This is a genomic window from Sphingobacterium nematocida, assembly GCF_900168125.1.
GTDB classification, from domain to species: domain Bacteria; phylum Bacteroidota; class Bacteroidia; order Sphingobacteriales; family Sphingobacteriaceae; genus Sphingobacterium; species Sphingobacterium nematocida.
This window is the reverse complement of the sequence record NZ_FUZF01000011.1, coordinates 128,070-142,341: the sequence shown is the minus strand read 5'-3', so window position 1 is coordinate 142,341 and position 14,272 is coordinate 128,070. Positions and strand designations below refer to the sequence as shown.

General features: G+C 40.3%; 20 protein-coding genes. 9 read left to right on the top strand and 11 right to left on the bottom strand.

From position 1 onward, the window contains the following. Positions 1 to 6 precede the first annotated feature (6 nt). From B5X76_RS13085 to B5X76_RS13075, 4 genes are all read right to left on the bottom strand, one after another. Complete coding sequence (locus tag B5X76_RS13085; RefSeq protein WP_079643556.1) at positions 7 to 291, bottom strand: DUF6520 family protein; 285 nt, start codon at positions 289 to 291, stop codon at positions 7 to 9. A 180-nt stretch (positions 292 to 471) separates the two neighbouring features. Next, entirely contained in the window at positions 472 to 1,194 is a 723-nt protein-coding gene (locus B5X76_RS13080) for a hypothetical protein (protein ID WP_079643555.1), read from the bottom strand. 146 nt (positions 1,195 to 1,340) lie between these two features. Beyond that, on the bottom strand, positions 1,341 to 1,487 hold the full coding sequence (locus tag B5X76_RS22005) for a hypothetical protein (RefSeq protein WP_176141065.1): 147 nt from the start codon (positions 1,485 to 1,487) through the stop codon (positions 1,341 to 1,343). A gap of 488 nt (positions 1,488 to 1,975) precedes the next feature. Then, a complete protein-coding gene (locus B5X76_RS13075; protein ID WP_079643554.1) occupies positions 1,976 to 2,335 on the bottom strand; it encodes a hypothetical protein in 360 nt (119 codons plus the stop codon). Positions 2,336 to 2,511: 176 nt separating this feature from the next. Here B5X76_RS13075 and B5X76_RS13070 point away from each other — a divergent pair, with 176 nt between their 5' ends. Further along, positions 2,512 to 4,017: a YifB family Mg chelatase-like AAA ATPase gene (locus B5X76_RS13070; protein ID WP_079643553.1), complete on the top strand. Its 1,506-nt coding sequence runs from the start codon at positions 2,512 to 2,514 to the stop codon at positions 4,015 to 4,017. 53 nt (positions 4,018 to 4,070) lie between these two features. Here B5X76_RS13070 and B5X76_RS13065 read toward each other — a convergent pair whose 3' ends face one another. The 4 genes from B5X76_RS13065 to B5X76_RS13050 form a co-directional block, all read right to left on the bottom strand. After that, positions 4,071 to 4,580, bottom strand: a complete 510-nt coding sequence (locus B5X76_RS13065; protein ID WP_079643552.1) for a GNAT family N-acetyltransferase — start codon at positions 4,578 to 4,580, stop codon at positions 4,071 to 4,073. Between the two features lie 173 nt (positions 4,581 to 4,753). Then, positions 4,754 to 5,137: a DoxX family protein gene (locus tag B5X76_RS13060; protein ID WP_079643551.1), complete on the bottom strand. Its 384-nt coding sequence runs from the start codon at positions 5,135 to 5,137 to the stop codon at positions 4,754 to 4,756. A 6-nt stretch (positions 5,138 to 5,143) separates the two neighbouring features. Next, entirely contained in the window at positions 5,144 to 5,608 is a 465-nt protein-coding gene (locus B5X76_RS13055; protein WP_079643550.1) for an SRPBCC family protein, read from the bottom strand. A gap of 1 nt (position 5,609) precedes the next feature. Continuing rightward, a complete protein-coding gene (locus tag B5X76_RS13050) occupies positions 5,610 to 5,933 on the bottom strand; it encodes an ArsR/SmtB family transcription factor (RefSeq protein ID WP_079643549.1) in 324 nt (107 codons plus the stop codon). A gap of 388 nt (positions 5,934 to 6,321) precedes the next feature. Here B5X76_RS13050 and B5X76_RS13040 point away from each other — a divergent pair, with 388 nt between their 5' ends. The 6 genes from B5X76_RS13040 to B5X76_RS13015 all read left to right on the top strand — a co-directional run bounded on the left by B5X76_RS13040 (position 6,322) and on the right by B5X76_RS13015 (position 9,705). Further along, a complete protein-coding gene (locus B5X76_RS13040) occupies positions 6,322 to 6,774 on the top strand; it encodes a DUF6036 family nucleotidyltransferase (protein ID WP_079643548.1) in 453 nt (150 codons plus the stop codon). Positions 6,775 to 6,961: 187 nt separating this feature from the next. Beyond that, a complete protein-coding gene (locus tag B5X76_RS13035; RefSeq protein ID WP_176141064.1) occupies positions 6,962 to 7,561 on the top strand; it encodes an RNA polymerase sigma factor in 600 nt (199 codons plus the stop codon). Between the two features lie 63 nt (positions 7,562 to 7,624). Then, a complete protein-coding gene (locus tag B5X76_RS13030; RefSeq protein ID WP_079643546.1) occupies positions 7,625 to 7,960 on the top strand; it encodes a LytR/AlgR family response regulator transcription factor in 336 nt (111 codons plus the stop codon). 201 nt (positions 7,961 to 8,161) lie between these two features. Beyond that, positions 8,162 to 8,515: a type II toxin-antitoxin system HigB family toxin gene (locus tag B5X76_RS13025; RefSeq protein WP_079643545.1), complete on the top strand. Its 354-nt coding sequence runs from the start codon at positions 8,162 to 8,164 to the stop codon at positions 8,513 to 8,515. Positions 8,516 to 8,520: 5 nt separating this feature from the next. Beyond that, positions 8,521 to 9,081: a transcriptional regulator gene (locus B5X76_RS13020; protein ID WP_079643573.1), complete on the top strand. Its 561-nt coding sequence runs from the start codon at positions 8,521 to 8,523 to the stop codon at positions 9,079 to 9,081. A gap of 168 nt (positions 9,082 to 9,249) precedes the next feature. Next, positions 9,250 to 9,705: a hypothetical protein gene (locus B5X76_RS13015; protein WP_139375308.1), complete on the top strand. Its 456-nt coding sequence runs from the start codon at positions 9,250 to 9,252 to the stop codon at positions 9,703 to 9,705. A 500-nt stretch (positions 9,706 to 10,205) separates the two neighbouring features. On the opposite strand, the gene B5X76_RS13005 is transcribed toward B5X76_RS13015, so the two are convergent. From B5X76_RS13005 to B5X76_RS12995, 3 genes are all read right to left on the bottom strand, one after another. Continuing rightward, on the bottom strand, positions 10,206 to 10,556 hold the full coding sequence (locus B5X76_RS13005) for a hypothetical protein (protein ID WP_079643542.1): 351 nt from the start codon (positions 10,554 to 10,556) through the stop codon (positions 10,206 to 10,208). Between the two features lie 116 nt (positions 10,557 to 10,672). Then, a complete protein-coding gene (locus B5X76_RS13000; protein WP_079643541.1) occupies positions 10,673 to 11,494 on the bottom strand; it encodes a hypothetical protein in 822 nt (273 codons plus the stop codon). 101 nt (positions 11,495 to 11,595) lie between these two features. Continuing rightward, positions 11,596 to 12,375, bottom strand: a complete 780-nt coding sequence (locus B5X76_RS12995) for a hypothetical protein (protein WP_079643540.1) — start codon at positions 12,373 to 12,375, stop codon at positions 11,596 to 11,598. Positions 12,376 to 12,542: 167 nt separating this feature from the next. Here B5X76_RS12995 and B5X76_RS12990 point away from each other — a divergent pair, with 167 nt between their 5' ends. Next, a complete protein-coding gene (locus B5X76_RS12990) occupies positions 12,543 to 13,226 on the top strand; it encodes a hypothetical protein (RefSeq protein WP_079643539.1) in 684 nt (227 codons plus the stop codon). Between the two features lie 269 nt (positions 13,227 to 13,495). After that, entirely contained in the window at positions 13,496 to 14,128 is a 633-nt protein-coding gene (locus B5X76_RS12980; protein ID WP_079643537.1) for a fibronectin type III domain-containing protein, read from the top strand. Positions 14,129 to 14,272: the final 144 nt, after the last annotated feature.

Here is a 14,272-nt window from a genome sequence, read left to right as displayed (position 1 = left end):
TTTTTACTAGTTCTTACGTAGTTCAAAAGAACATTGCAGTCCTCCGACCTCGATAGGTGATTGATAATAAGTTTTACCGGCTATAGTACATATTTCACCTTCAAAAGGATTACAGTCAACCTCTAAAGACACACATCTTTGTCCTACTGGTTTCGTATTGTCATAATGAAAGCCCCACATGGTAGCACCTGCTTTGTTACTCTGTTTTGCTGCATTTGTTGCAAATGCTGCTGCTGCGCCCAACACCACTACTGCAAGTGGCATGATGGCTTTTTTGAAATTTGTTTTCATAATATTAATTATTAATTAAGTTGGTGGTCTACTCTTTTGTACAGGTTTTCAACCGTTACCCTGCTATCGGCCAATAGATTTTTATTGTTATGATTATTTTAGAAAAGGAAGCAGAACCGGAAACAATTTGCCCCTGCATGAGTCCGGCGTTTATCTGCTGCCTCAATCAACTATAAATTTTCATTTGTTTATTACATATCTTGCTAGGGAATTACCGATAAGCCCAAAGAAATAGTTATTATTTATTGCGAACTCTTTGATTTTGTCTTTTTTATGGTCGTACGCGTAAAAACTGTATTTATACTCGTTTTTGTTATATCCATACACGTCAATGATGCTTGCTTGTTTCCACATGCTTTGTGGTTCGTTTTTACCCATAAGTTCCGATTTTATATAAAGCAGACCATCGTATGCGTGTGTTTTCGAATTGACTTTATGCGGTGGTGCGCCCATCTTTTTTTCACCATTTGCTAAAGTGGTTATCTCAATCTTCGCAAGGGTAGTGGTATCTATTGTTTTTCCCGTTGAAAAGTTGTTGTTTTGTGCTTGATAAACCATATACTGGTTGCGATAGTAATAGGTATAAACCCCTTGGTTGGTTTTAGAGTCGGTAACTAGTTGTCCGTCGGTGTCAAACACACCGTCGATCTGTTTTTGTAATGCATCCTCATACAGTTCAAAGGTTGTACTGTCTTTAATATTCAATTTCCCTAATACATTTTCACCGTTCGCAGCACGTTGGCTTCGAAATAAAAACTTATTATTTTCTATTGGTTGTAATAACGAGAAATAGACCTTTTCCTCCATATACTTACTAGCGATCCAATTATTAGTACTTCCCTTGTAAATAATGGGAATGGTACCGTCGCTGATAAAGAAATGATTGTTTTGTACACGAACCATTAAAAATAGATTATTTTGATTACCGGCTCTAAAATACCCGAGCGAGTTGCTATTAAAACTTCGTGACGTTGACGATAAGGCTTTTACGAATCTATATAACCAGTATTCAATGGTTATTATGGAGCATCTGATGTATATGCTCAGATCTACGGAGCACCAATTGATCCGTCTGTATTTACATAAAAATCTTGTAAGGTAAACTTTGCTTCGGTATTCGCCGGAGCAAAAGAGAAAGGTTTAAACGTACCTAGTGCAATTGCTGCAACTACTAGAGTAATTCTACGTGATTTCATGATGTTTGGTGCTTTTATAGATTAAAAAGCTAAAATTTAGTTTTTTGCCTACTCTGGGTTTCAGGTTGTCGGCTTCCCCTGTGTTGGTTATTAGTTTGAATTTGACACCTTGATGTCGGTTTTTTTTTACAAGCCCCGTTTTAACGAGTATATCATAGTCATCAGTAGATCATAACGTGGGGGAGCCTGGGTTTTCATTAAAGAATACTTGTAAAGCTCTTGAAATACGTAAAGCCTGTTGCTTTTCATCTGCGGTAATATCGTTCCTAATAATTCGATTTAGAAATGTTTACGTTTCAAGAATATGCAATTAACAGAATAACAGTTCTTTAATATGCGTAAATAAACGTTTATAAACGTATAAGGGAATGCTTTTGAACACAATATTGCTGAATTTAGCAGTAGAAATTAATCATGTATATTATGCAATACCTGTTCAATTCCAATATTTTACATGCCGAATTCTTCTACGCGGGTAGGGGGGATGTTTAGTTGTTGTACCCATCTTTGGTTACCAAAAGTATAAGCTTTTCACTAAGAATAAGATATCCCATATCATAGCAATAGTAATAACGATCACCCTTGTTCGTTTCGTAAATGCCGGTGAAAAAATCAAAGTTAAAACCCTGTTCCGTTAGTTTATGCATAGCTACCTTAACTTTGCCGTTGGGGGTTAAGTCTTTTAGAATCTGTCGGTTCTTTTTTAGAACGGCATTGGTCGTGCGTACGATATCCTTTTCAGTTCGTCCACTTTCAAAATAATAGGTACTACGGCAGGAATCATCACAGAATTTCTTGTCGGCTCGGCCATGTAATACCGTGTTACAATGTAGGCAATAACGTTCCATAGCTTGGTGTTTCAATTACTAACATAATTCTATTTATATATAAACGCAACATTTTCACGGAAGTAACAAAAAAATATGAAAGTAATTAAACGTTTATAAACGTATGTATCCGTTTAATTTGCAGCTCGAAACAGGGTATCTCCATAGCTTTGCTCCATAGACCAACAAAGATCATTATGCTCGTTAAAACATTCGGAAGCGCAGTTCACGGGGTGGAAGCATTTCCAATTACAATCGAAGTCAGTATCACTACAGGTACCCACTATACCTTGGTAGGGTTGGCCGATAATGTGGTGAAGGAAAGTCTACATCGTATTGAAATGGCGATATCCAGTATTGGGTTGCGGATGCCCAGAAGACGTATCGTTATTAACCTCGCGCCAGCGGATATCCGTAAGACAGGAGCAGGGTTTGACTTACCTATCGCAGTGGCTATATTGGCGGCTTCGGGACAGATTAATAGACCAGAGCAACTTGCAGCGTATCTTATGATGGGCGAACTGGCGCTGGATGGATCGATACTCCCTGTCAAAGGTACCTTACCTATGGCGATCAGAGCGAGGGAAGATGATTTTCTGGGAATGTTGGTCAGTAAACAGAATGAATCTGAAGCAGGCATGGTGTCCAAACTAAAAGTGTATGGGGTTAAGAATTTGCGGGAGGTGGTGCAGTTTTTTAATCAATCAACACATGTCATAGAACCTGTCTGTATATATACGCGGGATGAATTTTATAAAAATCAAAGGATATCTGAGCTGGATTTTGCCGATGTTAAAGGGCAGGAAGGGGCCAAGCGTGCGATGCAGGTTGCTGCCGCAGGTGGCCATAATATTTTGATGATAGGGCCTCCCGGTGCTGGTAAAACGATGCTTGCCAAACGCCTGCCTGGAATCTTACCTCCGCTCAGTATTGGGGAGGCCTTGGAGACTACACGCATTTACAGTGTGTCGGATAATCCGTATATACTGAATGGGCTGATCAGCCAACGTCCATTCCGTTCGCCACATCATACCATTAGTAATGTGGCGCTGGTGGGTGGGGGGAGTATTCCGCAGCCCGGAGAGATTTCCCTGGCACACAACGGGGTGTTATTTTTGGATGAACTCGGTGAGTTTAGGCGGTCTGTACTGGACGTCATGCGCCAGCCTTTGGAGGATCGAAAGATCCAGATTGGACGAGCCCGGATGACCCTGACTTTTCCTGCCAACTTTATGTTGGTCGCAGCGATGAACCCATACACGGGGCCGAGTCGATATAAAAATCAATTTATGAATAAAGTATCGGGGCCGCTTTTAGATCGAATCGATATACAGCTAGCTGTGGAGCAGATCTCTTTTTTTGATATGGAAAGAGCAGATAAAGGTCTGTGTTCTGAAGAACTCCGTAAAGGTGTTGTCGCTGCGCGGGATCGTCAAAAGGTTCGCTTTGTAGACTGCCCCGGTGTATTTACCAATGCGCAGATGTCTAGTCGCTTGGTGAGGGAGATCTGTACGTTGGATGATTCTGCACGCAAACTGCTATATGGTCATATGCAGAAATATGGGTTGTCCAGTAGAGCGCACGATCGTATTTTGAAAGTAGCACGGACTATCGCCGATATTGCAGACAGCGAAAAGATTGAACTCGCACATGTGGCTGAGGCTATCTATTACAGATCTCTCGACATGCAGACCAGTGGTTAAGAAGAACCTTATATGAACTGCTTGACGCTACAGAAGTTATGTTGCCCTAGCCTTTATTGTTGTAAGTCCAATGCATAAAGCAGCGAGTCGCCGGTTGTTCCATCGAGCCAAGTAATGGTCTCGGTGTGGGTGTAGACAAATCCAGCGCGCTGGATGGCTGATCTGGAAATGGTATTGGTCGCCTTATGACTGATCGTCAACCGTTTTAAACCGAGCTTATCCGCCCAGCTAAATCTGATGTCATAAAGGAGGGAAGATAGACCTAATCCTCTAAATTCTTTTTTGATATAAGATTGGCCGAGGTAAGCTTCATCTTCATTCGTTAACAAGAAACTGGTCATGCCGATTATCGCCCCATTGCAGAAAAGACCGAACACAAATCTAGGGGTCGAGACCTTCTTTTTCCATTCTTCGTCCGTAAGGTCAGCTTCGGGCGGATTGTTGGGGCGAAATAAATCGGGCTCGGCTAGTAGCCCTTCTAATCGTATGGATTTGTAGAGAAGCGCTTCGCTCTCCTGCAGTTTACGGATGCTAAAATTGTCCCTGACTATTTCCTGTTCCATGAATTTAATAACGCACTATACTTTGTAACGGCCGTAACAGTTACGACCGTTACAAAGTAAATAATATAAGTTGACAAAGTAGCCGTACTGTCTACTTTTGTTTGTTACTTGAGTGCATCATTCGCTACTTGGAGATGGAATACTATATAGGTGCTTAATTAAAGGTACGGATGCTATAACTGTTTGATTGAAACTTTACGGTCATTCGGTCTAAAATACCAGGACAAAACGGTCACCACCAGTAAAATTAAAGAAGGAACAGCCTCTGCGAAGGATTGTCCAACCGCTAGATGGGAGATGAACGCCCCTGACATAGCAAAGAAAAAACCGGCATAAGCCCATTCTTTGAGTAAAGGGAGTCTCGGAACAAGTAGAACGATCACGCCTAAAATTTTCCAGATGCCCAATATGGTTAAGAGGTATAAGGGATACCCTAATCCTGTGACGATTTCATTGTAACCACCGATTTGAAAAGTTTGCTGTACACCGCCTGCGGTCATCCCCACGGCAAGGAAAATAGTGGTAATCCAATAAATGATTTTGTTGCGCTTTTGCATAATTCGTTATTTTAGTTGGTCTAGGATTGTTTGTAGTCTGTCGTGCGCCATATTCAGCCCCTGTGCAAATGGCATCTGCATCAACTGATTGCGGAACGCCGGGGATTTAAAGACGATGTGCATGGTCAGTTTACTTCTTTCGTCCGTTAGGCTTTCAAATTCCAAAAATTCGAGCTGAACGGGAAAACCCGTATTTTCCATTTCAAAGGTCCGGGTGATCTTTTGATTCGGGATAAATTCCTGTATGGTTCCATTGGCACTAAAAACGACGTTACCATCATGCGAAGTTTCAAAGGCATAGGAGCCGTGCTTTTTGTTTTCCATTTTCAGCACCTTGGTTCCCATCCACTGTTCAAAAAGCTCGGGCTCTTCGTAGGCTTTAAAAAGCAATTCTAAGGGAAGGTCAAATTCTCTTGTAATTAGGATGTCCTGTTTGCCATCTTCGGCAGTGACTTTTGTTTTGTGCTCCATTTTATTTCTTGTTTTGATAGTTCTTCATGACGGCTTCCAGTTTATTAAACCGGTCGTCCCACATTTTTCGGAAGGGTTCGATAAAGTCGGCTACCTCTTTCATCTTGTCTGCATTGAGGTGATAATATATTTCCCGGCCGTTTTGCTGCTGCTTAAGCAGTTCGCATTCGGTAAGGATCTGCAGGTGTTTGGAAACGGTCGGTCTTGCGGTATCAAAATTGGCCGCGATGGCACCGGCAGTCATCGCCTGCGAAGTAACCAAGAGCAGGATAGCCCGTCTTGTGGGGTCTGCAATGGCTTGAAACACGTCTCGTCTTAAATTCATTTATGAAGTCATTTGACTACAAATATAAATGAAGCTATTTGACTACGCAATTTTTTCTTTAATTTTTTCTTGTGTGAAAAACACTATTATTTGGAGATGCTGTTTAAGAGATGCTATCACGACATGATTTCATTGCAAAACTTGAAATTTTTAAAAGAAAATGGAAATGCTTAACTTTGAATATGGACAAATTCAGGTTAGATAGAACGGCGTTTAAAGGGCAAACTGCCAGAGAAGCATCTGATCATAGGGGATACTATTCGAAATTAGATTGGAAGGAAAGGTTAAAAGTTGCATATTATTTGAATAGTATAGCTTTTAATTTTCCGTTTGATAATCCTCCTAGAATGGATAAATCTAAGTTTTCTGCTTCAACAAGAAGTTAAGCATGGGCAATATTTTTAATGAAGATTTTAGAGATTTTTTATCGTGCTTGAATAAGTGTCAGGTTAGGTATATTCTTGTAGGTGGTTTTGCGGTGATCTTACACGGATATTCACGGACTACAGGTGATATGGATATTTGGGTTGAGCGAACTCAAACTAATTACAATAGACTTAAGGCTGCTTTCTTAGAATTTGGAATGCCAGTATTTGATATGACAGAGGAAAACTTTTTATCCCACCCTTCTTGGGATGTATTTACTTTTGGTGTACCACCTGTCGCAATAGATATCATGGTTAAAGTTAAAGGACTAGATTTTACAAACAATTATAATCAATCAATTGTTTTCGAAGACGACGATTTATCGATTAGAACGCTTCATAAAGATCAACTCATTGCCGCTAAAAAGAAAAGTAATCGACCTAAAGATCAGGATGATATAGAAAACCTGTCTTAATATTGATTTAACTGATTATATAAAAAACTTCATCTATCAAAATATTTTAGTTGATTTATTCATTTGCTTGTATTGTTGTATAGAATTTAGTCATTTACGCTCCTTATGTTTGCAGTTTGAATGACGATTTGTTATTTTTATATTTGTATATAACCCAATTGTGAACTTAAGTCCAAGATAGATTATTGTGATAACCAGCCTTAAAATATCAGAGCGTGAGCTGCTGTTGCGATTGCAAGAAGGAGATGATAAGGCTTTTACGGAGCTGTATAACCAGTATTCTATGGTGATTATGGCACATCTGATGTATATGCTCAAATCTACAGAGCTGGCCGATGAGGTGCTGCAGGATACCTTTATGGCGGTATGGACCAATCGGCACGCAGTCGACCCGGACCAGTCTTTCAAGGCCTATCTGTATAAAATAGCAACCAATAATACGTACAAACTATTCCGTAAAGCGGCTTATGATCGGACTTACCGAGCACACATGCTGCCGATCCTAGAGGAGGGCTACAACAACATCGAATCCAAAATATACCAAAAAGAACACGAGGAGCTGTTAAATAGGCTATTGGATAAGATGCCGGCCAAGCAGCGTGAGGTATACCGCCTGCATAAGATCGATGGCTACAGCTATAAAGAGATCGCCGAGCAGTTGGGGATATCGCACAATACGATAAATAGCTACATCACCCGTGGGAATCAATATATCAAATCCCAGCTATTGAATAATCCCGAGTTTTTGCCGGTTGTGCTGGGGGGCTTACTGCTGGGGCTTAGCTAAAGATCTGCCCCTTTTCAGATCGGCCTAACTCACTACTTTCCCCATCTTGTGGGTATTAGGGGTATGCAGGAAATAACTTTTATTTTTATCAAGGAAGCCACAGGGGGGAGGATAATCCGGGTCGCTATCCGGGATATTGAATACATAGAAAGTATGGGCAACTATGTGCGGGTTATTTACGATACGGATAAGTTCCTCCTGGTCCACAGTTCGCTCCGTAAACTGTTGAAGACATTGCCTGCGACTAAGTTCTGCCGTATCCACCAGTCGTATGTGATCCATATCGAGCATATCGACCATGTAGACGGCAACACCGTAAACATGCAGAATGGGGTGCAATTGAAGATCGGTACTAATTTTAGAAAGGCATTTTTGGAGAAGCTGTTGGTGCAGGGGTAGGCATTTGTATAGGATATAGTTTTTTGTTATTTTTATAGTAATAAACCAATTTACGAACGACAATCGAGAAGGATTAATGGTAAAGGCTAGCTCTAAGATAACAGCAGGAACAGTTGTTCTTGCGGAATGTTAAATCAGTTATTTTTTTTATAAAGTTCGGTTATAATCCGAACTTATGATTATATTTGTAAATATAATGCTATGGAGATCATAGGTAAGTCAACTTTGATGAAGTTGAAAAAAAAGAATATTGGTAATAAGAAATTAGGTGCCGAAATTGATCGACTGATTGAAGAACTTGAAAGTTTTGATCCTGCTGGTGGTGAGGGTATTAGAGAGTTGATGGAGCTTCGCAGAGATGCAGATTGTGTACACAATGATGGGTTCTATTTCTTTGATATAAATATTCATCGCACATTAATATTGATTGAACTTGATGAAGAGGGATTGGCTTCAATTGTGTGGGCAGGGACTCACCAAGAATACGAAGCAATCTTCAAAAATAATAAAGCAACCATTGAAAAGTGGTTAAGGCAGCGGGAGTATATAAAATAACAGCAATGAAAACACATTTTGATATAGAGAAGTTAGTGGAGAGTGGAAAATTAAATAGTGAGTTGGATTACGAGCGCGCAATGATAGCCGATCGAAAGTTGCGTTTAATGGCAAAGGAAAATCCCCATTTGAAAAAGCTAAGGAGTAAACTTCGCCAGTTGATTGTAGATTTCGAAAACAGCGAATGGAATGACGTGGATGTAATCAGCACTGATCAATTATTGGAAAGTGAAAAAGCTGGGAAAATCGCCGAATTTGAACGTCAATTTATAGCGAATCGTAAGGATATCATCAGAAAAAAGCTTAAATCTTTGGATCTGACACAAGAGAATTTAGGGGTGATCTTGGGACATAAAAGTAAAACCCATATGTCCGAACTTATGAACGGCATCAAACCTTTTACGCTAAGAGATCTTGTTATTATCGGAAGATTGTTAAAAATTGAAATGAATTCTTTAATTCCTGTTTTTTTGTCATCTGATGATGCTATAAAAGTTAAAACAGCTGTTGAAAGTCTCCATAAGCCGCAAGTAAAGCTTTCAAGTGAAGATTTAGTGATGTGTTAAATAGCTATTTAATATAGAGTTTTTTTACTATATTTAAATGTCGCCTCTTGTATTTATCCGTTTAAGAAGAGGTTAATTGGTTTTGTCTGCATCATTTACCTTGCAGCTTTTTGGGGTCGTGCTGATGCACGATCGGACTGCCCAATGTCCTGCCCTATGAAAAACAAAATGCCAAAATTTTTAATCTTAAAACACCTTCAACATATTAAAGAACTGATCCTCGCTTCATTTAACGAGCAGGAATCCAAAGACCTGTCTATAGGCGAACATCTATCGCTGCTGATCGAACGCAACGATATCCATACCATCGCAACAGACGATCTACACCAACTAATCAATCTTTTAAAACGCCTATTTCCGGAATGGACTATACAGCCGCAGCTCCCCGAGCCACCCGAGTGTGTGCCTATTGCCTATGTACTGCGGGCGCTCGATGTGGCGCGTTCTACCTTTTACCGTTCTATCGATAAAAAGCTGCTGCAGCGATCGGGTAAAATAGGGGGGAGGCCTGTATACCTCAAAACAGAGGTGGACTGGCTTGGGGTCGAAGCCGAGCGCATGGGGAAAGGGGGATGGGTGTATAGTAAATTATGGGAACGGAAGAAAAGATCGGTGGATCCTTAGGATAGCTGGGTAGTTATTTGCAGTCGGTTTTCCAGATTGCCTTTTCACTGTTGGCAATGATCAATCCTTGGGGAGGCGGTTTGTTTGGGCAGTCTGGATACACTTTTTACGAAGTAGAGAAGTCTTGATTAAACAAGAAGACTTTTCTTTCTCAAAGTTGCTGTAGGGATGGCAGATGCTCAAGCGGTTTATAACGGGGATAGGCTTCGTCCTGCGGTATCGGATCTGCTTTTCTTTTTAAGCAGGGAACATTTGCAGAAGAGGATACTTTGGGCTGACCATAGGGGAGCGGTTGTCGGGTATAACCGAACCCTTTTTGCGGTTTTCCACTTGAAGGCTTATGCGCACCCGCCGCTCTTTAAGCGAAAGGGATTTGCTGTCGTCATTCTATGGCTACCATACGACATATATTGCTATCTAATCCTGCAGGGCCATCCAATTATGTACTATATGCTGTCTTGATAAGGAATATCCCGGTTCCAAAAAGTGCCTGTTTCGATCTAATCCCAGCGGCTTTGCTTGTATGCATAATAGCGGTCAAGATCTTGCTGGTCAATAACTTTCGATTGGAGGTGCAGCTTGTCTAACATATTTTCTGCTATCTGTTCGTCTTCTGCACAGCCGGTACTTTTTGCCAATAACATCAATGCTTCGTTGACGACCTGCTGTTGCGCTGCGCGGGATAATCCAAGCTCACGCTTCACGTGGATGATTAATTGTCCGACCTGTTCTTTTGCATTTTTATTGGCCTGATATTCTTCCTCAGGACTGTTAAACTGGCTCTTATAAAATGTGATTAAATTATTGGCTATTCTATTGAGTTTCGCTAGCGATATGGTGATTCTCTTCATATAAACAATGTATTTGTTTTGCTCTTAGATTTTGATACCCTAATATATTACAATTGGTGCACACTGAATGATCATGCAATTTTCAAGCCGATTTATTTGATAGGAATAGCTATCGATTACAAACTATCGATGGCAGTTTTTGCCGCTAGAAAATCCAATCGGAATTTAGTCGCATCAAAGTCTCCTAGTTTCTTTTGTTTATCCGCTAAAATTTGAGTGGACTGATACAGCAAATCAAATACATAGGCGCAAATTTCTTCATCTGTTGATAAGCCTTTCAATTTTTCATAATCTGGATGAATACTGTAATGACCAACATTATAGGAATACATTTCGGTGTAGGAAGAACGATTGCTTACCCTCTTTTGAAAGCGGAAAGGAAAAGGTTTGTGACTTTCAACCAGCTCTAAATCTATCCAAAGATATTCCATCACACCGCCATAATCTTTGTGTAATGCTTTTTCAAAATGATCAAAATGCTTGTTAATTGCTTTAGCAACTTTGCTGGTGTTTTCATCCATAATGTTTGCGAAAAACGCTACATTTAAAAGGTGGCCATTAGGTCTTGAAGATGTTTCTGGAAATTCTCTGATCACACCACTTTTAAATGTGCCATACGAATTGAAAAACATCATTTTTGTAAATGAACTATCCATTAATCCGATTTCTTTCTTGTGCAGATTTTTAGCAATTTCTGCAGTTACGTTTGATTTAGAAACCATTGAACTTTTGCTTGACGAAATGCATAAGTAAATTTCATCTTCAGAAAAGAAATTTTGTATCGTTTGATCAACAAGCTCCACTTTAAAATCGTCGTTAATGCCACAATAAAACCATTTTACATCGCCGTCGCTTTGGGCTAATACGCCATTCTCATTAAGCCAATTTGTTAGCTCATATTTACTGTGAAAAAATCTAAATAATTGTTTTGCATCCATTGTTAATAGAATCTGTGATGTTAAGATGGTTTGTCTTGCCTATCTGCTTGATTGTCATTTGCTCAAAGTCTGTAGCGTTGCAAAGTAGGGTAGGATTGGTTTCAGTATCCATTAAATCTGTTCGAAGTCCAGCCTCCATTTCTAGTTTTCAAGATGTGGATGATTTCTTCAGGTAAACTTTCAATCTCTCGATTATCTTTCAAGTGTAAACGGAAGTAATAATTACCTTCGTCAAATAGGTCCTCATCGATAAATGCGATCAAATTTTCGTCTTCAAATAATTCTATTCCATCATAAATGATATGATTTTTAAAACTGGACTTGATTTTTTCTTTAAACCGGTCTACATTTTCGATTTGTACGCCAAAACTGCTGCAGTTATGGAGATATAGAAGCATGTGCTTTAGCACAAATGACGTTACGGACGGATATGGTGTCCCGTACAGTTCAAAATCCCCGGTATCATCGTCATAATTTAAGAAATAGGAATATACTGGTGGATTTTCTTCTTCAAAATCGATTCTTTTAATGGCCCAATAGGTGTCTTGTTCCGCTTGAATTAATAGCGATAAAGCATCGTGTTTTTCGAGGAATGAAATATCAAGACAATCCCTGAAAATGCTTGAAAATTTATTGGTTTTTTGTCCGCTATAAGGATATATGTGCTCCACATCTTGAAGTTGATGGGCAAGGCTAAAAAATCGTTCAGCAAATGGAGGTAATGCAAAAGGTAACGAATTTTTAAGTGCTATCCATTGGCTTTGATACGTGGTATTGGGTATTTCGAAATCATACCAATTTTCAATAAACTTTCTTAACCTGCGCCATTTCTCCGCTGTTGTCAGATCGTTGGTTGTAAAGATAGGCCTGTATTCTTTCATCTATTAGCAATGTGAATATTTTTCGTGATTTTTATTGTTTTCCCAATTCATTTTGCCGCTTAAATTTTGATACCCTAAGATACTATATTTTTGGCAATTGTAAATTTTTTGCGGATCTCTGCTAAAAATGGATTATCTTAGGTATAGCGTAACCCCATAAACCAACGATGAAAAAAATCATTTCTTCCTTTCCGCTGTTATTCGTTATCCTATCGATTTCTTCCTGCTCTTTTGCTCCCAAAGAAGATCAACATCCCGATGTGGCTACTTTGGACGAATTGATAGCCGCAAATAAAGTTGACGTGGTCGAGGAGATAGATTCGACCCTCATGCATACGCTACGGATGTGGAACGACTCGCTGTATTATTCGAAAAAGCAACTTCATGTTGTTCAGGAGGTTGCGACGGAGGAAGGAGAAAAAAGTATGGGGATCAGCACCATAAAGAATGAATTCCAGCTTAAGAATATCTATACGGGTAAAACGTATATCTTGGATACAGTACCTTCGACTTCGGAGATATTGGCCGATAAAAACCAGCATCTGCTTTTAAACAATATGCTGTACTTTGCGCCTACTTATGCGGTCAAAGAGCGAGCCGATAGCACAACAATCCAGAATGGATTTACAGCGATAGACCAAAAGGTGGAAGATTTAAAAACTGCGCTGCCCGAATTTGATGAAAGCATCGTTTATAAATGGACGAATGGACGACTACCCAGTTATCAGGAGATCTTTTACTACGAACTGGATGGACAACGGTTCAAGACTTTAGGTAGCGAATGTTATCGGATAAACAGCAACCCAAAATACTTTTATAATTCCCGGATTGGCATTATGAAAATTAAGTAAAGCGTATTTCAACTAATAGAGGGCGTCTTATTCAAGCTTGTATAACTTCATCTCTGGGGTTATCTGTCTTATCCTGTCAATCTTTATTTTTTTCCTAAAAGGTCGTTTTAAAATAAGTTTTTCTTGAACACTCGGACAGTTGTTGTCCGAGCTTGTCCCGTCTTGTCCCATTTCTTGACCTCCTTTTGATCCGCCCTTATGTTTGCCCATGTAATGTTCGTCCGGAAGTGCATTACAACGGAGAATGGTAAACATTTAAATCGAACAAAATGAGAAAGAAGAAAGTAGTTTTAGACTATTCGGGACTGAAAGACGATGAGTTCAGTACCCTAATCGGTAAGGTGGTAGACTGTATGGAAGGACATACGCTATTCACCGACCTACCGGTAGCTATTGCTGACCTGAAGACAGGAGCTGAGCTTTACAAGAGCCGCTGGCAGAAGGCCAGCCGTGGGGGCAGCCTCGTAGAGATTGCGCAAAAGAACGACTCCAAAAAGGAGGTGTGCGATATGCTGCGCAAGATCGCATTCTATGTCAATCAGGTGAGCGACGGTACACGGTCGGCTTTGTTGAGCTCGGGGCTGATCCTGGAAGTGGATCCGGTCAGTACGCCACTGCCCGCCAAGGTGCTGAATGCAGCGCTGATGGATGGCCTGCAACAGGATCAGCTTAAAGTGGCCTTTGATAAAGTGCCCAACGCGCTGCTCTACGAGTATCAGGTCGCCGATGCCGATGATGAACAGGGTAATCCCGTCTGGAAGGATAGTTACCGAACGGGGTCTACCCGCGGGAATGTGTTTGCACCGGTTGTGCGGGATGTCACCTATAAACTGCGCGTACGGGCGGTCAATAAGAAGGGAGCAGGCGATTGGAGTGAGGTAGTGAGTTTGAGAGCCAGATAAAGAGCGAATCAAATAGAGCACAAAAGCTGGAACAAAGCTGCGCATTATTCCTAAGGCTTTATTAGCTCAAGTTTGATTCTGGGGTGTGAAGGGAATAAGAGTAGGTGCGAATCAAATAGAGCACAAAAGCTGGAACAAAGCTTC